Origin of the sequence: Nitrosomonas sp. (assembly GCA_016703745.1) — a bacterium.
In the GTDB taxonomy this organism is placed as follows: domain Bacteria; phylum Pseudomonadota; class Gammaproteobacteria; order Burkholderiales; family Nitrosomonadaceae; genus Nitrosomonas.
Window position 1 is genome coordinate 2,327,112 of sequence record JADJBK010000006.1, and the last position, 17,610, is coordinate 2,344,721.

14 protein-coding genes are annotated in these 17,610 nt (G+C 48.0%); all 14 read right to left on the reverse strand.

What is annotated here, in order from left to right:
• Positions 1 to 36: 36 nt before the first annotated feature.
• Positions 37 to 921, reverse strand: a complete 885-nt coding sequence (locus IPG31_12240) for a phosphoribosylaminoimidazolesuccinocarboxamide synthase (GenBank protein MBK6619081.1) — start codon at positions 919 to 921, stop codon at positions 37 to 39.
• A 21-nt stretch (positions 922 to 942) separates the two neighbouring features.
• Positions 943 to 3,879: an EAL domain-containing protein gene (locus IPG31_12245; protein MBK6619082.1), complete on the reverse strand. Its 2,937-nt coding sequence runs from the start codon at positions 3,877 to 3,879 to the stop codon at positions 943 to 945.
• Between the two features lie 11 nt (positions 3,880 to 3,890).
• On the reverse strand, positions 3,891 to 5,057 hold the full coding sequence (locus tag IPG31_12250) for a hypothetical protein (protein ID MBK6619083.1): 1,167 nt from the start codon (positions 5,055 to 5,057) through the stop codon (positions 3,891 to 3,893).
• Positions 5,058 to 5,115: 58 nt separating this feature from the next.
• Positions 5,116 to 5,499: a hypothetical protein gene (locus tag IPG31_12255; protein MBK6619084.1), complete on the reverse strand. Its 384-nt coding sequence runs from the start codon at positions 5,497 to 5,499 to the stop codon at positions 5,116 to 5,118.
• An 87-nt stretch (positions 5,500 to 5,586) separates the two neighbouring features.
• A complete protein-coding gene (locus IPG31_12260; GenBank protein ID MBK6619085.1) occupies positions 5,587 to 6,390 on the reverse strand; it encodes a PEP-CTERM/exosortase system-associated acyltransferase in 804 nt (267 codons plus the stop codon).
• 366 nt (positions 6,391 to 6,756) lie between these two features.
• A complete protein-coding gene (locus tag IPG31_12265) occupies positions 6,757 to 8,613 on the reverse strand; it encodes an asparagine synthase (protein MBK6619086.1) in 1,857 nt (618 codons plus the stop codon).
• Between the two features lie 109 nt (positions 8,614 to 8,722).
• Positions 8,723 to 9,961: a pyridoxal-dependent decarboxylase, exosortase A system-associated gene (locus IPG31_12270; protein ID MBK6619087.1), complete on the reverse strand. Its 1,239-nt coding sequence runs from the start codon at positions 9,959 to 9,961 to the stop codon at positions 8,723 to 8,725.
• Positions 9,958 to 11,547 carry an acyl-CoA ligase (AMP-forming), exosortase A system-associated gene (locus tag IPG31_12275; GenBank protein MBK6619088.1) on the reverse strand — a complete coding sequence of 530 codons (1,590 nt, stop codon included), beginning with the start codon at positions 11,545 to 11,547 and terminating at the stop codon, positions 9,958 to 9,960. The genes IPG31_12270 and IPG31_12275 overlap by 4 nt, the downstream gene beginning before the upstream one ends.
• A gap of 95 nt (positions 11,548 to 11,642) precedes the next feature.
• Positions 11,643 to 13,025 (reverse strand): PEP-CTERM-box response regulator transcription factor, encoded by a 1,383-nt coding sequence (gene prsR / locus IPG31_12280; protein MBK6619089.1) that lies wholly within the window; start codon positions 13,023 to 13,025, stop codon positions 11,643 to 11,645.
• Between the two features lie 107 nt (positions 13,026 to 13,132).
• Entirely contained in the window at positions 13,133 to 13,618 is a 486-nt protein-coding gene (locus IPG31_12285; GenBank protein ID MBK6619090.1) for a hypothetical protein, read from the reverse strand.
• A 15-nt stretch (positions 13,619 to 13,633) separates the two neighbouring features.
• Positions 13,634 to 15,997, reverse strand: coding sequence for a penicillin acylase family protein (locus tag IPG31_12290; protein MBK6619091.1), 2,364 nt, complete (start codon positions 15,995 to 15,997; stop codon positions 13,634 to 13,636).
• Between the two features lie 23 nt (positions 15,998 to 16,020).
• Positions 16,021 to 16,527 carry a DUF1499 domain-containing protein gene (locus IPG31_12295; protein MBK6619092.1) on the reverse strand — a complete coding sequence of 169 codons (507 nt, stop codon included), beginning with the start codon at positions 16,525 to 16,527 and terminating at the stop codon, positions 16,021 to 16,023.
• A gap of 27 nt (positions 16,528 to 16,554) precedes the next feature.
• On the reverse strand, positions 16,555 to 17,016 hold the full coding sequence (locus IPG31_12300) for a PAS domain-containing protein (GenBank protein MBK6619093.1): 462 nt from the start codon (positions 17,014 to 17,016) through the stop codon (positions 16,555 to 16,557).
• Between the two features lie 56 nt (positions 17,017 to 17,072).
• A complete protein-coding gene (locus tag IPG31_12305) occupies positions 17,073 to 17,570 on the reverse strand; it encodes an SRPBCC family protein (GenBank protein MBK6619094.1) in 498 nt (165 codons plus the stop codon).
• Positions 17,571 to 17,610: the final 40 nt, after the last annotated feature.

Here is a 17,610-nt window from a genome sequence, read left to right on the forward strand (position 1 = left end):
TAAGTCAGATGCCATATACATGTTGCCACAGCAAGACTACCTTGTCAGCATCTCGTATGCCTGTTGATATTTCTGAATAGTTTTTTTCAGTATGTCAGCAGGAATAGAGGGTGCCGGTGGTTGCTTGTTCCAGTTGATTCTTTCTAGCCAGTCGCGAATAAATTGTTTGTCATAACTTGGGGGATTATTTCCCGGCTGATATCTCTCCATTGGCCAGAATCGTGAAGAATCGGGCGTCAGTACCTCATCGATCAGATAAAGCCGGTTTGTTTTGTCGAGTCCAAATTCAAACTTGGTATCTGCGATGATGATGCCGCGTGAATAGGCATGATCCGCAGCTGCTTCGTAAATGGAAATCGCATACTGGCTAATCTTATTTGCCAGTGTGATACCTAAAATTTCTTCACATTTCTTTTGTGAGATATTTTCATCATGCAGTCCGGATACTGCTTTAGTGGAAGGAGTAAAAATTGCTCCACCAGGGATTTTTTCAGCTTCCCGTAATCCACCAGGTAGCGCAATATCGCAAATTGAGCCGGTGCGTTTATAGTCTTTCCAGCCCGAACCCGAAAGATAGCCACGTACAATTGCTTCAACAGGGAGTGGCTTCAATCTTTTAACTACAAAAGCACGATTGGTGACCTGATCCCTTTCTTTGCTAGATACCGCTGACTCAGGTGCAGTGCCAGTAAGATGATTGGGTATGATGTGCGCTAGCTTATTGAACCAGAATTGAGAAATACTCGTCAGGATTGCTCCTTTTCCTGGTACTGGTGTTGGTAAGACGGCATCGAATGCAGAAATGCGGTCGGTTTGTATAATCAATAAGTTGTCTTCATCGATTTCGTATATGTCGCGCACTTTGCCACGATGAAGCAGTTTTAAGCTGGAGATATCTGTTTCAAAAAGTCCGGTGATCATGATGATTCCACGTTTCCTCGATTAAATTTGATTGTCCTGGTCAGGAAAAAGACTTTCTGCTGGTGCAGGTCTGCCAATGTGATAACCCTGTGCAAAATCAATTTCAAAGCTCTTTAGCATATCCTGTATTGACTGATTCTCTACAAATTCAGCTGTAATTTTTTTTCCAAAACCCTTGGCCACACTACAAAGAGCGGCAACGAGTATTTGATCGTCTGGGTTATTGTCGAGATTACGAATGAAGGATCCGTCGATTTTAACGGCATCTACAGGTAGTTCGCGTAAATAATAAAACGAGGAGAAGCCAACCCCAAAATCATCCAGAGTAAAACCGCAACCAAGCGTCTTGAGTTCACGCAGCAGATTACGGGTGCCGGGTAAGTTGTCGAGTGCTGCTGTTTCGGTGATCTCAAACATCAGCAATGAGGGGTCAATCTGACAAGATGCGATGGCTTTGTTGATAACAGGTAATAATCCGGGGTCATTAAAAGCGTGCGCGGACAGATTGATTGATAACCCAATTCGTCTCTCATTCTGATGATTGATTCGCGCAGCTAATACGACTGCTTTGCGTAATACCATATGATCGATTTTGTGAATGAGACCCGTTTGTTCCGCTGCGGAGATAAATTGGGCCGGTGAATGGGTGGTTCCATTCTCATCATGGATGCGCAGAAGTACTTCGTAGTGATGAATTTGACCATCATTCAATGACAGAACGGGTTGCAGATAAAGCACGTACTGATTGTGTAAAAAAGCATATTCAACCTTCTCGCGCCAATGTACCAAGGTATGGACACGCTCGCGTGACTTGTCATCATCCGAGAAAAGGTGCCAGGTGCCGCGCCCGGTCTCTTTGGCCTGGTACATGGCCAAGTCGGCGGCAGCAAGCAGGTCATGAACATTGTCACCATGATCGGGGAAAATTGCAATGCCGATGCTGGCTGCAATATTATAAGTCCGGCCATTAAATTTGAATTGCGCCTCGTTTAAACGAGCAAGAATTTTTTTAGCAACTTCAATAGCTGCATCGGGAGTAATTTCCGGCAAGATTACGGAAAATTCATCTCCACCCAATCGGCCGGAAATATCTGCCTGGCGAATGGTTTGTAATAGAAGATTGGCCACCATACGCAGCAGCGCATCGCCTGTCTGGTGGCCACTGGTATCATTGATATATTTAAAACGATCAAGATCAAAAAATAAAAGTGCGCCAGGATGCTGATACCGTTTTGCCCACTCGAGTATCTGTTCAAGTTCCTCGCTGAAACGGCGTCTGTTATAGAGATTTGTCAAGGGATCATGATCTGCCAGCCATGCCAGATGTCCTTCAACACGTTTATATTCGGTAATATCTAACCCGACTGATAAAACCTGAGAGGAATCATCATTGATATCCCAGTTAAGGCGCGAATGCAGCCAGGCAATATGGCGTTTCGAGTGATCTTTGCACATTACAATAGCTTCATGCCGCAATTGATCGCGCTGACCTTGCTGAATATTCAACAAATGAGCGTTGATATGCTGATTTTCATTGTCAGGCGATAGTAAAGCCAGAAAATGTTCGCCTTGTAACTCACTTTCGCTGTAATGAGTCAATCGTTCACCAAAGGCATTCATTGTTACGATTTTGCCATCTGCATCCTGAGTCAGAATGATAACTTGTGCCGTATCCAGCAGATGCTCAACAAAATTCTTTTCTTTATTAAGTGCGTCACGTTGATCGACCAGCATTTTTCTGCGATAGGCAATTTTTTCCTCCATCTGTTCGAGCCGGTGAGACAGAGTTAGCGAAGCATCGTAGAGGAGGTCGATCTCATCATTGAGGTAGCGTTTTCGCCTGGAAATAGCAAGTACATTGCGAAAATCGCTGAAATTTCCACCGGCCAGTCGTGGCAGAGTTGATGCGATATGGGTAAGACGGGATAGGGGTCTGGAGAGCAGGCCGAACAACACAACTTCTGACAAAATCAAGCCTATCAGACCAATTACGACAATACGCCAGATCGATTCCTGAATCACTTGAATCGTCCCGGAGATCTCAGTGACGATAATCAGTTGTGCCTGGTCAGCCGAGCTAATATTCTTGAGCGGCAATGATTTTATCCGGTAATGCCGTTTGTTAAATTCAATTTGTATACCATCAGCAATCGCTTGCAGATCGGGGTGTTGCTCCGCAGCCTGTTGTATTAGTGCAAGGTTTTTCTGATTACTGGTCAATGCGGTGATATGGCTGTTCCATTCGGAAATATGCATGTCGCTGTCAGGTGGCAGATCAGGCATGGCACTCGCATGTTTGATAATGAGTCCAATATCCGCTCCGGATGCGCGCCGGAAGTTCAAGAATACATCGATCAGGGATGAGCCAACGGCAATAACCCCCACGCGAGTACCGCCGATCAGCAGGGGTTCAATTGTGTATTGCGTGCAATTATCCACGCAAATCATGGACATTGCTGGCTGCTCCCGCTGATTGACTTCACGAATATGATCAAGTACCAGATTGTCACGCTTCAGGCTGGGGTCGAGGTTACTCCAGCTCGCTAGCAGTAGATTTTCGGCATCATAAAAACGCACATCTTCAATATCGTTCTGGATTTGGAATACATTCCAGTAGCGGTCGAAATTTTCGAATAAGGTATCGGCATTTCTGGATAGCAGACTATCTTCCATACCCCCAAGATAGGGAATAATTCTGATAAGCTGATGAAGATTTTGTGAGCTGCGTCCAATCAAACTCTCTACTTCTCGAATATGGCGTCGATACTGCATCTCGCGCTGTTGTTCGATAGTATCGATCAGGCTGTTGTAATTGAGCCAGCTGAAGGTGGTGACGACCAGTAGCAAAATCAGACTGCTCAGTAAGGAAACCTTCCAGTTCAGTCCAACAAAAATCCTGGGTAGCCTGGTGCTATGATTTTGCGATGCGCTACTATGCCTGGAAGTAACGGGTTTCATTTATAGAGGCATCAGAAACGGTAGGAAGCCTGAAATGAGAACAGGTTCCAATGTTGCTTGGCATGAGCAATGTCAGGATTGTCCAGATTGGAGAGCCAGGCAGTACCGTTAATGTGATGATACTCGGTTGCTAGCATGATGGACGGTGTGACGTTCCAGCGTAACCCAATTGTCACATCCCTGGCAAAGCGGAAATGCGCCGGACGTCCAGTCGTGGCGGCATATTCTTTTCCGTTACGGTCGGTTCTATCAGTAAATAGCAGATCATAGCGTAACATGGCTTCCCATTTGGGGGTGAGGCGGTAAGTGCCCTGCAGATAAATGCTTTCCCCGGTAAATTTTTGCTCAAAAGCACGAATACCAAAATTTTGTAACTGGAACATACGGAGCGCATATTCGGAGGTGATACTCCAGCGTTCCGCGTTGTATTGTGCTGATAGAATCAGGGGGGTGAACTTGAGCGAACCCGAAGCAAGTCGATCATCGGCGCCGGGATCATAACCCGCATTGACCTGTGCACCGCTTACCGCAAACCGGAAACGTCCATTTGGCAGTTCATATACGACTCTACCCACATAGGAGAGTCTGGTTTTCAGATCCCCCGGCCGGTTTGCGCCAAGAATAGATACTTCTGTATCGCGATCATGTACCTGGGGAAAAACCGTGCCAAACTGTGCGGTGAGATTGCCCCAGTCAGTACGGGATTCACCATAGAGTTGCGCGCCGTCAGAAGCCAGCGCCAGATTACGTGTGCGGTCAAAATAGATTGATTGAGGCAATATGATACTGGGGCGGGTAAAAGGGACATCGCGCGTATCATTGTAAAACCCCAATGGGTTTTTGGTTCTGCCTAAGCGAATGCCTAGCTCGCCAGCTGGCCTGGTAACGAAGCTGTAATCCAGAAAACCAAAATCAATACTGATGCCGCGTCGGCTACCTTCTCCAGCCCTGCGCCACAGCAGTTGTCCTGAGAGCTGCAGTTTTTCAGTAGGACGGAGTGATGCTGCCAAACCTAACTCGCGGAAATCCAAACTGCCTTTGCCGTCACTTTTTCCAAAAAAATTATTCTGATCAGTTTTGACGTAACCCTGACTCAGAAAACCATTTATACGTAGAGAGTTGAGACTTTCATTTTGTACAGGTTGATCGGCAAGACTGGTAGTAGGCAGAAATAATATTGCAACCAGCACAATGCCATACTGGCGCACACGAGTGAAAACCGTCTGACAGGCACGGCTAATCGACATGAATTACCCTGACATGTTTATCAATTCTGGCTTCACTCAAATAACCAATAGCGCCCGGTGTGCTGGTAATCAGCGCGTACATTTCATCTTCGGATTGCACAATGATGGGAGCCTGCCCGGTGCCGGTAAAAGTCAGTCGATCCCATGCGGCACGTAATTGGTAGGGAAAGACATTCAGTTGCTGCTTGGTAAATATGCCATGAGTAGGTGCATCATCTGGCAAAACGAATACCCGAATAGGAGGACCATCCTGCCAAGTACGGAGCCGCATCCCAAAAATAGAGCGTAATAAATTACGGGAGAGATGATCCGTATTAATACCTGGATGGATGACCGGCCTGACGGTTTTAACTGTCTCTCCCGCTGCTGTCAGCGTACTAAAAAAAACAAGGCCAACCAGCAAAATAGACTTGAAACGGCAAGGTAAGTAATTTCCTGTCACGTTCCGGCCTGGTAAAGGTTAACCAAGCAGGCGAGCATACTCATCAAGCTTGATTGTGTCCGCTGATCGATGCTGGCAGCTTCGTAGTGATGAAAGATCGGCCGGCCAGAACTTGCCGTGATCGGTAACCAATTCCCAGATATTTCGATGGTATCGATACATTCTTTCCAGCATGTCGAGTACGGAAACATGGTAGGGGCAGCGAATGCCATGATAGTCGACGGTTGGCCCAATTGGATTGAGCTGTAGACCATAGAATCCCAACAGCTTGTTTAAGGCTGGGTCCATAGACGAGAGCAGATAATAAATTTTGTGCTTGGCACACAGGCGGATGATGCCTACCACCAACGCAAGCATAGGGTGGGGAAAACGACGGCGATTATGCTTTTCAGCAGATGCCATGCTGGTAGACGGGGTTGCTGCCTGATCTTTTTTGCGCTTGAAAAATTCACTGAGAATAGCAAAGCGAGATATTTCACAAGTTTGTTGGCGAGATGAGGTGTCAAGTGCAAATCCTGGAAAAAAGCGCGTATGTAGTTCGGTTGGAAATTTTCTTTCAGTATGTTGCCTATCCGGCATAATCAGGCGGGTTGTTCCTACAAAAATATCGGATGGACGGTGCCGTAATAAAATATGTACAGAGTGGTCATCGTATTCATCATGCTCCAATCCGTCCGGGAATTTTGATCCATCGAAGTCCGGAAAAGTATTGTGTACGCACAATATACGGTAACGTAGATCAAAAACCTCTTTAAGCAGTTCTGGAGTATCGGCGCTAACGATTTCAAAATATTCATTAAAAGCAGCTTCAATATCATTCATGGCATTCTCTTAATAAAGCATGGTTTGAATAGGATCTGTAATTCACTCTGAATCCAGGGTGTTTCTAAAAATCCATACTTGCGAGCATCCTCTCCTGGGCTTGTGTGCCTGATTTGGAATGAGAACTCTGGATTTTTAGAGGTGCCCTGGACTGGATTCTATTACGCTATTCAGCTATTAAATCAAGGAATAAGTTAATGATTCACCTCTAAACTCAGACTGAAAGTCAAAGTTTTGCTAACTCAGGGTGTTCGTGCCTCCATTACCTCCGGCCAGGCTAAAACAAATCTGTCGTCATGATGAGACATAAAAATGTTAGCAATTTATCATAAATTAACCCAAACTCCATGATAAAAATCAACACAACTATGTGGTTGTGGCGGGGGTATGTTGTTTGTGCCAATATTCCATCATCATCAACAGCCAGACCATGGTGCCATGATAGCCTGCGTGCTCATGTAAATGCTGGTCCAGTAGGGTGTTTATAAACCCATCACGTATGATGTGACGTGATTTCAAGTCGTGCAGACTGTCCGCTGCAATTTCCTTGAGTCCTTTGTCGTTTTGTAGCCACACACCAAATGGCAGACCAAAACCCTGTTTTTGTTTGGCAATGATTTCATCGGGTAGAAAATCATGCAGTGCCTGCTTGAAGAAATAGCGTAACTGGGTACCTTTGAGTTTCAGCTGAGGTGAAAGCTGCGCAGAAAAAGCAACCATTGCATGATTGAGAAACGGAAAGGCAACTTCCATCTCTGCCAGTTGGCAGGCCTGCACCACTTTGGGTAGATCATTGTCTGCCAGTGTAAATTTCCAGTCGTGTGCCAGCATGCGGTTGATCAGGCTGCTTGTCTGTGATTCGTTATAAGTCTGTTCAAGCAGGACAGCAGGGTAATCTGGCTGAATCTGTGCCAGAAATTCATCGGAAAAAACTGTATTGACACCATAGCGCACCAATAAGTTATAAGTTTCCATTCGATGCGGCATAGGAACGGTTGCCTGTGCGACATAGCTCCGCGCTTTTTTAGTCAATGTCGGGCCAGACTCGGAGGGCAATGACAAAACCAATGGAGTGATAATGCTATTGCGTAACCAGGCCGGAATCCTGTCATATAGTGAAAAAACATGCTGCTTGGCATAGCGCGTATTGCCACCAAAGAGCTCATCGCCACCATCCCCACCCAGTAATCTGTCAAGTCCGTCCTGTTTTGCCATGCGCGCGCAGTAGTAAGCTGGGATGGCGGAGGCATTGCCGAACGGCTGATCGAAGATCGAGGCAATCCTGGGAATAGCGGCTACCACATCATCGGGTGTGACATAGTATTCGTGATGGTCGGTTGAAAAATGACGAGCAGCAATACGTGCGTAAGACATCTCATCATATCCTTCAGCCTCGAAGCCAATGGAATAAGTTTTTGCCGGCTTACCTGTCACCTCGGTCAATATACCTGCCAGTGTGGAGCTATCCGTACCTCCACTCAGAAAGGTGCCAACCTGCTGGTTTTGTGTCGCCTCGCGGACACTGGATTTCAGCAGAGCCAGAAATTCCTGCTTAAGCTCCGGAAAGGGGCGATTGCTAATTTCATTGAATCGCGTTTGCGTGTAACGCTTACACTGAATCTGCCCATGAGAAAATGTCAGCAATTCACCTGGAAGCAGCTTCTTTTGCGCCTGATAAATGCTATCAGGCGCAGGAATCATATGAAAATAAAAATAATTGAAGATGCCTTGAGGGTTGATGTCGGAAATAGCTTGCGGGTGCGCCAGGATGGAGTCGGCGCGAGTGGCAAATACCAGCCCGTTTCTTATGGGTTGATAATACAAGGCGCGCGTGCCCATCGGATCGATAGCCAGATTCAGCTCACCTGCTTTCCGGTCAAGTACGCAACATACAAACTCTCCGGCAAGTTCTGCCAGAACGGATTTTCCTCGCTGCCGCCATTGATGGGCGAGAGCCACTGCCACAGCGTTCGATGGACTGTTTTCCTGAGGTGTGGTCTGCCTGAATCGAACATCACCGTAGATAACAACCAGTAAATCGTCAGCTTCATGCAGATGGGCAAGGTGAGGCGCTGCAGCAATGGCTAACGCACAATCATTTTTAATAATCGTTTGTATTGGACTGTTGTCGAAACCAGCCAGTGGTCTCGTCATGCGTTCTGTTATCTGCCGACTATCGGTTGCGGCGCAATTTGTCTCCAACCAGCCACAAATGCCACTCATGCTGCCTCCTGAATTGATGTAGAAATAATGCTTTCGCTGGCCCTGTTCAAATTGCCAGCATTACAGATAATGACACGCGGAAATATAAAGGATATTCGTGTTCAGTCACCTAAACCAGCACTTCAGCCGGAGCAGGATGACCAAGGAAAGCCAGGGGGCTGGCGGTCAGCCCATAAGCGCCGGACTGAAAGACGACGACAAGATCACCAGGTTCTGCTCTGGCAAGCATCATCCGGTCAGCCAGCAAATCAAGCGGGGTACACAGCGGACCGACTACTGATACGATCTCGGTATCAGCCTTATCCATTTTATTTCCTATGGCAACAGGATAGTTTTTACGGATTACCTGGCCAAAGTTCCCTGAGGCGGCCAGATGATGGTGTAAACCCCCATCGGTTACTAGAAAAACTTGTCCTCTGGAAACTTTTTTGTCCAGAATCTTGCAGACGTAGATTCCGGCCTCACCCACGAGATAACGGCCCAGTTCCATCACAAACTGTACGCCGGGTAATGCGGGTGCAAATTCTACCAACAGTTTTTCAAGATTTCGGCCAATTACAGCCAGATCTAGTGGCTGTTCACCCGGAAAATAAGGAATGCCGAGTCCGCCGCCAATATTGATGGTACGCACAGCAATTGGTGAGGCGGCAGTGAGCTGAACAGCAAGTTGTAGCGTTTTTTCGTGTGACTCCTGGATTGCTTCCGCTTTCAGGTTCTGTGAGCCACTGAAAATATGCAGGCCTTCAAAATCAATATTGATTTTGGCAATGCGCGCGAGTACCGCCGGAACGGCCTCCGCATCGATACCAAACTGCTTCGCACCCCCCCCCATTTTCATGCCGGATGACTTGAGTTCAAAATCCGGATTGACACGGATGGCCACTTTGGGACGTAGGGACATTTGTTGAGCGAGTTCGGTGATGGTTGTCAGCTCTTGCTCGGATTCAATATTCAGAACAATGCCGGCAGCAATGGCGCAAGCGAGTTCCTGGCGGCTTTTCCCCGGTCCGGCAAAACTGATATTTTCTGGTGGTATTCCGGTATCCAGCGCAACTTTCATCTCACCTGCTGACGCCACATCAATTCCATCCACCCATTGCGCCAGATGCTGTACGACGGCAGGCATGGGGTTGGCTTTCATTGCATAGTGCAGATGAATGCCATGCGGGAGGTATTGCCGCAATAACCCGACGCGCTCGCGGATCAATTGCCGGTCATACGCATAGAACGGAGTTCGCCCGACCCGCTGCATCAAACGGGTAAGCGACACACCGCCAACGACGAGACAGTGATTTTCTATTGGGAAGGGTTGTAGCAAGGCACTGTGAAGTGGTTGGCCAGTTTTCATGATTGTTCTGTCTCAAAAAAAGGTGCAAACTCTGCAGCCAGAGTTTTGCGGTCAATCTTACCATTGGGATTGCGCGGTAGACTGGCTTGTCTGAGCTCAACCAGGGCGGGCTGCATAAAAGCAGGCAAGTGCTGTTTGCAGGCGGCAAGAATCTTTTCCTTGACTGTATCTGCTCCGTCCACGGGTAACGCCACCACGACAATTGCCTGACCGAGTGTGGGATGAGCGACACCAAAGGCTGCTGTTTCAGCAACCGTTTCAGTCGCATAAACCACTTCTTCTATTTCAGTTGGACTGACTCGATAACCCGAAGTCTTGATCATGTCATCACGACGACCGATGAAATATAAATATCCTTCCTCATCCATGCGCACGGTATCGCCAGACCATACCGCCAGCTCTGGAATGGTCAACCCTGATTGGCGGGGAGTAATCGGCCTGAAACAGGCGGCGGTCTTGTCGGGATCATTCCAGTAACCCATAGAAACCAGCGGGCCACGATGCACCAGCTCGCCAGGTTCTCCTGGCGCACAGTGGGAGCCATCTTCACGCAGTACCATTACTTCTACATTGGGGATGGCTTTGCCCATGGAATCAGGGCGCTTATCCACCTGATTGGGCGGCAGAAAGGTCGAGCGGAAGGCTTCAGTCAAACCGTACATCAGATAAATCTGTGTGGCAGGCAAAATATTACGTAGCCGCGCCAATGTCGCTTGCGGCATCGCGCCGCCGGAATTGGTAATATAGCGTAACGAATCAATGCCATGCCAGTCCAGCTGCGCAAGCTGCACCCATAACGGTGGCACGGCTGCAAGTCCGGTGATGTTTTCTTGCCTGATCAATTGCAGAATATCTCTGGGCAGCAGGTAATTCATCAGCACGGCAGTCGCGCCGACATAAAAGGCGGTATTCAACTGATTCAGCCCGTAATCGAAACTTAACGGGAGCACGGATAGGATGCGATCCTGCGGATGATTGTCGAGGTATTGAGCAACACTCTTGGCGCCAGTGACCAGATTGCGGTGAGAAAGTACGACTCCCTTCGGTTTTCCGGTACTACCGGAGGTATACAAAATCGCTGCCATATCGCTATCGATCATGCGTGGACAGTAATTCTGATCAGGGGTCATCTTCAGGAATGACTGCCAGCTGATTACTTCCAGACCGGGAGGGACGGATGGTGGCATGACATCCTCAACAAGAATAACCATACGTAAATCGTGACAGGATGGTAGAGCAGATAGCAGCAGCTTGTAACGTTCGAGAGAAGTAACCAGTATCCTGACATTGCAGTCCTGCAAGATGTAGGCAACCTGCTCGGTTTTAAGTAAGGGATTGATTGGTACAAATACTCCACTAGCGGCACAGGCCCCAAACATGGCGATAACGGCTTCAGTACGCTTTTCGAGGTAAACAGCCAGACGTTCCCCGCGAGCATGGGCATGAATGTTTAAAGCATTCGCAAATGAACGGGTAGTATTAGCGAGTGTGGCATAGTCGGTTTTTTGCTGGCGATCGATCAATGCGACGGCATGGGCAGAACGGTCAGCCGATCTGAAAATTAATTCATGGTAAAGAGTGGGCATGTCAGTGGATCAGAAACGTAATTTATAAAATGTGCAGGTAAAACTGGCTTGATCCGATTCAAGCGTACCCTTCCTATGAAAGCACTTCATACCTTTCAATGTGTCAAGTTTTTAGTACTGGCTTTATTAAGACCATATCGGTTCATTAAATCATAGAGGGTTGGCCGGGTCACGCCCAGTAGTTCTGCTGCTTTGGCAACGTTACCGTCTACCCTGGCGAGTGCTTTAACCAGAGTTTCGCATTCTACTTTTTCCCTTATTTCACGCAGAGTAGCCGGCTCAGTTGGTTTATTGGCAGGCATCAGACCTAAATCCTCCACCGAGATTTGATTACCTTGCGCCATCACAACCGCACGTTTGATGCAATTCTCAACTTCACGTACATTACCTGGCCATTGATAGTTATCGATCGCATTCAGCGCTTCCTGACTAAAACTCAATCCATGACGTTTATCTTTGGCACAAAACCGGTTTTTGAAAAAATGTGCAAGTAATACCGCATCGCCAATGCGATCACGTAATGGCGGTATTTGAATCGTGGTCTCGCTCAAGCGATAAAACAAATCCTCCCGGAAGGTTCTGGCCGCAATCATGTCTTTCAGGTTCTGGTGAGTCGCACATACGATTCGGACATCAACTTGAATTTCTTCGCGCCCCCCAATTCGCTCGATTTTGTGCTCCTGCAAAAAACGCAGTAATTTGGACTGTAGTGAAAATGGAAGATCTCCGATCTCGTCGAGAAAGAAAGTGCCTCCCTGGGCTGACTCGATTTTACCGGGTGTCTGTTTTGTTGCACCGGTAAATGCGCCCTTTTCATAACCAAATAACTCGGATTCCAGCAAGTTTTCTGGGATGGCTGCACAGTTAACTGCAACAAAATTATGTTTCTTCCTGCCACTTAGTTCATGTAACGCGCGGGCCAGCAGTTCCTTACCGGTGCCACTTTCTCCCAGTAATGCGACAGAAATATCGGATGAGGCAATACGCTGCACCTGCTGGCAAAGCTTGATCATGTTTGGGTCATTAGAAATGAATCCGGATATGATCGTATTTTCGGAGGATTCAAGTAGCTCGCGGTTTTCGCATTGTAGTTGATGCAGATAGAATGCCCGGCTGACAATCAGGTTGAGCACGCTTGCGTCAAAAGGCTTTTGATGGAAATCATACGCTCCCAGGCTAATAGCTTTTAATGCGTTCTCGCGATTCTGGTTTCCGGTTAATACGATAACCTTGGTGTCAGGAGCTAGCTCCAGAATTTGTTGCAAGGTGGCAAGTCCTTCTGTCGCGCCATCTATATCTGGCGGTAGGCCAAGGTCCATGGTAACAACTGCGGGTGTATGCCGCCGTATTTGAGCCAGCGCACTTTCCCGGTCGGCGGCAGTGACCACGGTGAAATTATCAAAACTCCAGCGGAGTTGTTTTTGCAGCCCTGGATCATCTTCTACTACCAGCAGCTTTTTTTGTGTGTTGGTTGGCATCACTTGAACCGTGTCATTTATTGAAAGTGTAAAGTATATCGACACGATTTCAAATATATTGAGATGTGGTTATCTAACCAATACTTGTAGCGGGCTAACAGAAACTTCTAGTGATGGCGATGGTGATGGGGTTCGTCCGATTCGCTGTGGTCGGATGCTGTGCGTAACCGGACCTGGTAAGTTGCATGGCAATCTGCACAAATACGGGTGATATCACTTAATTGTTGCAGCATAGTCTGAGGGTGTTGTGATGTTTCTGCTTCTGCTGCAATTTGGTCAAACCCCCGATGAACTTGCATACCCATCGCAACGAAGGGTTTGGGCAGAATTTCGTGTAAATGTCGCTCACCGGTACGGGGCATTTCCGTGCCCAGGCTGCGTGCGTGTTTTGCAATTGCAGTCATGTCCTGCTTAGCCAGCGACTGCAGAATAACCTGCATACCTTCAAGCAAGGCACGCATCTCGGATAAAAGATGATGGCGCTGCATTTTATTGAGTGGAATAACGTGACGAGTATCTGGATCGCTGGAGATGGCGCTGGTTGAGAATAAACCGATCCATGCACTGATCAGTATCAGGGAGAATTTTTTCATATCAGAGTTCCTTGGTTAATTAGTGGGAATTAATAACAACGTGTAGTTACTTGTGCCAGGCAGAAACGGGCTGGTAAGTCCGGCTACCCAGTCAGCATGGCCAGTACCATAGTAGGGAGAAAGTGGATGGCCGCTTTGCCCCCCCGGCATGTGAAAGTATCCAGCGACTTCATCACCTGGTGCAACTCCAAACCGTATGGAAGCCCCAAAATTGGGCGCCTGGACACGGGGCATATGATGATCACCAGGTAAAGGATCAGCTGGCATATCCAGCCATCTGGCAAGCCATTCGGGTAGCGCCTGGCTGAGTGGGTGCCGGATTTCTGCAGTATTTTCTTTTCCCCAGGAATAAGCTGCTATTCCCCCTGACTGTGATTGGGCTATTTTGGCAATACGTTCTGCGCATGACACAAGTAGATTCTGCCAGTTTTGATAACCTGGTGACAGCAAGTGTGGTGGCTGATGCTCGAGCAACTGCCAGACGGCATGTTCAATCTGATTCAACCTTGGCAGCGAGAAGCCTGGCTGGCTGGCTTTTATTTTTGCAGCAAAACCACTCAATGCACTTCGCATGACTTCATGGCGAAAATTTCTGACCAATCGGTAGGATACCGACTGGTCAGAAGCGCGCCCATCCCAGTCACGTAATCCCATCCGCATGGCCTGGCTCCAGTCAGCCGTTTGATCCAATAACACGTTATCGAGTAATTGTTTCCAGCGTTCCAGCAACATGGCACGGTCATCCAGCTGTATCTCCAGCAAATCGACAGGTGAGAATCGATCTGTTGCCATCAGGCCATCACGAATTTGCCGGCTGCGGGCACCCAATTCATAGCCGCCGTCTCCGAGTCCGGTGAGCATGTCGCCGTCGATCATGCGTGAATTGCCATTCCAGATTCGTGCACCGGGGGGGTTGATAATGCGCGGGTAGTTTTCAGCTGCTATCCAGCCTTGCCAACCGATGTCGCCTTTATCCCAGTTCCCGGGTAGGTGAGAGTCAAAGTTACCATGACGCGCGGGTAGGCGGCCAGCGATTGTCCATGCAATATCACCAGTGTCGTCCCCAATAATAAAATTCTGTGCCGGAATACCTATATCTGGAGCAATCCTGACAGCATCATGAACGGTTTGGGCTGATTCAAGCCGGATGAGATCAAGATTGACGGCGCCAATGCGGTGCGCGACCCATGCCAGTGCAAGCGGTGTACTATCGTGTTCGCTTTCTAGAATAGGCCCCCAGCTGGTTTCGGCGATAACTAGCGTTTCAGCGGGGGCACCCTTGACATTTATCATTTCACTATAAATTGCCAATGGTTTCCATTCGCCTCGATCGTAATAAAGGGAGAGATTCTCTGGATGGAGGGTAACCCGTACCCAGTCGGCGAAATCACCATAAGCATTGGTAAATCCCCATGCAATGTGACGATTTGTACCTACCACGATTGCGGGTGCTCCTGGCAGGCTGACGCCGGTAATATCGGTCATATGTTCAGAGTCTTCAGGGTCAGGGTAAACCAGGCGGGTGCGAAACCAGAGATTAGGCACTCGTAAACCGAGGTGCATATCATTGGCAATTAATGCCTTGCCATCTGCCAGATGGCCCATGACAGCAAATCCGTTACTGCCGGCCGAATATACTTCTTCAAATTCAATATCCTGCAACAGGCTTTTATCGAGAGTACGCAAATCCAGCTCATTTTCTTCTGGAAATCGTGGCCATTCAAGCAGCTTGCCTTCTAACGGGGCATCCCATTCACCGCCGCTGGCAGCTAAAAAACGGTAAGCAGCCTCCGGCAGGATGGAGTGCATCACAGAAAGTTTTGGCTCGCGATGAATACTGGCTTCCTGCAGGGTCAGGTACATAGCCATAATGACGAGCAGACTGTCTTCACTACACCAATTTTGAGGAGCAGTCTGTATCAGTAGATAAGAGAATGGCCAGATCGTGAGATCTGCCAGACCCTGATTAACCCCCGCTGTATAAGCATTTAACAACTCACGCTGATTATCCGGCAATGCGATCAACATTGCTTGTGCGCGGCTGCGAAAACGATGTTTGCGTGCACTTCGGTCTGCCGACAAAGCCGGGCTGCCAAAAAGTTCTGCCAGCTCGCCGGCAGCTTTGCGACGCAATAAATCCATCTCGAAGAATCGTTCCTGAGCATGAACGTAACCTAACGCTTTCGTCAGATCCAGTCGGTTATCACCCGTCAGCGTGACACTACCGACACTATCCCGCTCTACAGTTACGGTGTGCAGCAGTCCGGCTACAGACTGTTCTCCTTCGTAACGTGGCAAACTGCCTGCCAGCAGTATCCACCCGGCAGCGGTGATAACCACAATCAGAAAAAGTAATATTGCAACTGATTTTCTCAGCATATTGGGCTAAAAGCGTTGATCTTTCAATCACTATTATTTTCTGAAAGCGGCTGAAGCGCCGATCGGATCGCCTCGATGCGTCGACGATTGACGCCAAGATCACTTTTGCCCAAACGGGATGCAGAGCGGACGTGAATCACATTCATGCCGGGATCAAACCAGAATTCGACATCATCGACAAATTTCAGGGTGGGTGTGGTGAATCGAGCGTAGAGATAGTCTGATGTGTTTTCGATAATCTGTGCCCCTGGCGTGGCTGCGACAACAGTTTTGATCCTCGCCAGCATGGCTTCTCCGTCAAGATCAACTTCGAGGGGAGCAATAGAAGCATAGTCCTGTTGGGGGTGCTCCGGGTAGAGTCCAGTTTGGCTGGATACGCTATTAGGTGTCGGTGCCGGCGGCTTTAATCTGCCCTCGCGCACCCCGAGATCATCAGGTGGATTCCCCCTGAAAAAGCCTAGCTGGCCGACCACAATCATGAGCACTGCAGTTGCAAAGATAATGATGGCCAACCATTTGATTAGTAGCATGGAATGATGATATGGAATCCTGATTTTTTATGGATAGGATCCGGATAAGGCCGCTACCTGTGCCTTCAGTTGCGCAATTTCTGTTTCGGCATGACGTTGACCAGTTACATCGTATTGAACCCCCAGAAAATAAAGCAATCTTCCGTCAGCATCGAGCAGGGGAGTGATATTCAGATGGTTGTAAAATAACTCGCCATTTTTGCGGTAATTACGCAGTATGATTTCAACCGGTTGTCTGGTTTCGATTGCTGTTTTCAAATGCAGACGCTCGGCTTGATCGCGATCAGTGCCCTGTAAAAAACGGCAATTACGTCCCAGCACCTCTGTCTGCGAGTAACCCGTGATGATTTCGAAGGCTTTGTTGGCGTATACCAATGGCAAGTCTTTCTGGTCGGGGTCGGCCAGAGTAATGCCGTTGACACACGAATCCAGGATTTTTGACAATACCTGTGGAATGAGTCCCGGGTCTTTCTCAACAATAAAATCCATTATGTTTCTCCAAAATTTCACCTGTAACCGTCGTGTGACAATTTCAAGCGTGTGCTCTAAAAATTAGGCTGAGGTTTTTCCTGACTCGAGTGTTCTGTTTCTACTAGCTTGCGGATATTGCGCACGGTGCGTTCGGTGCCATCCTGAACCGCAAATCGTATCAATTTTTCAAAAGGACGCATGTGCAGTTCAAGACTGAGCAGCTCAAAAGTAAATGATATGCGCGTTGCGTTCTGATCGATCGTTTCCAGCACATAATCGCAGCGAAAAGGGTTGGATATTCCTTCAAAGCAGATTCTGGATGCGGGGTTGAAAATGACTACCTTGAACGTTGATTCCGATTGGTTTCCCTGATCCACCCTGACTTGGCGACACAAAGTGCCCTGCGCAATAGCGCCAGGAGTGAGCTGTTCCAGTTCCCGGACTTCAGGCGACCATCTTGGGTAGTTCTTCAGTAAATGATTGCCGATGAAATCAAACAGCTTCTCGCTTGAACATTGAATTTCTGTGCTGGCTTTTCCAGCAACCGAAGTATCGTTAAACAAATTGAACATGAAACAGTCTCCTGCTGGCGCGACATGATTGTGAACCCAG

Coding starts and splice junctions, on each gene's coding strand:
- IPG31_12260 (MBK6619085.1), bottom strand. CDS start 6,390: ATGAATGATATTGAAGCTGCTTTTAATGAATATTTTGAAATCGTTAGC.
- IPG31_12295 (MBK6619092.1), bottom strand. CDS start 16,527: ATGCTACTAATCAAATGGTTGGCCATCATTATCTTTGCAACTGCAGTG.
- IPG31_12300 (MBK6619093.1), bottom strand. CDS start 17,016: ATGGATTTTATTGTTGAGAAAGACCCGGGACTCATTCCACAGGTATTG.
- prsR (MBK6619089.1), bottom strand. CDS start 13,025: ATGCCAACCAACACACAAAAAAAGCTGCTGGTAGTAGAAGATGATCCA.
- IPG31_12305 (MBK6619094.1), bottom strand. CDS start 17,570: ATGTTCAATTTGTTTAACGATACTTCGGTTGCTGGAAAAGCCAGCACA.
- IPG31_12275 (MBK6619088.1), bottom strand. CDS start 11,547: ATGCCCACTCTTTACCATGAATTAATTTTCAGATCGGCTGACCGTTCT.
- IPG31_12245 (MBK6619082.1), bottom strand. CDS start 3,879: ATGAAACCCGTTACTTCCAGGCATAGTAGCGCATCGCAAAATCATAGC.
- IPG31_12270 (MBK6619087.1), bottom strand. CDS start 9,961: ATGAAAACTGGCCAACCACTTCACAGTGCCTTGCTACAACCCTTCCCA.
- IPG31_12290 (MBK6619091.1), bottom strand. CDS start 15,997: ATGCTGAGAAAATCAGTTGCAATATTACTTTTTCTGATTGTGGTTATC.
- IPG31_12240 (MBK6619081.1), bottom strand. CDS start 921: ATGATCACCGGACTTTTTGAAACAGATATCTCCAGCTTAAAACTGCTT.
- IPG31_12285 (MBK6619090.1), bottom strand. CDS start 13,618: ATGAAAAAATTCTCCCTGATACTGATCAGTGCATGGATCGGTTTATTC.
- IPG31_12265 (MBK6619086.1), bottom strand. CDS start 8,613: ATGAGTGGCATTTGTGGCTGGTTGGAGACAAATTGCGCCGCAACCGAT.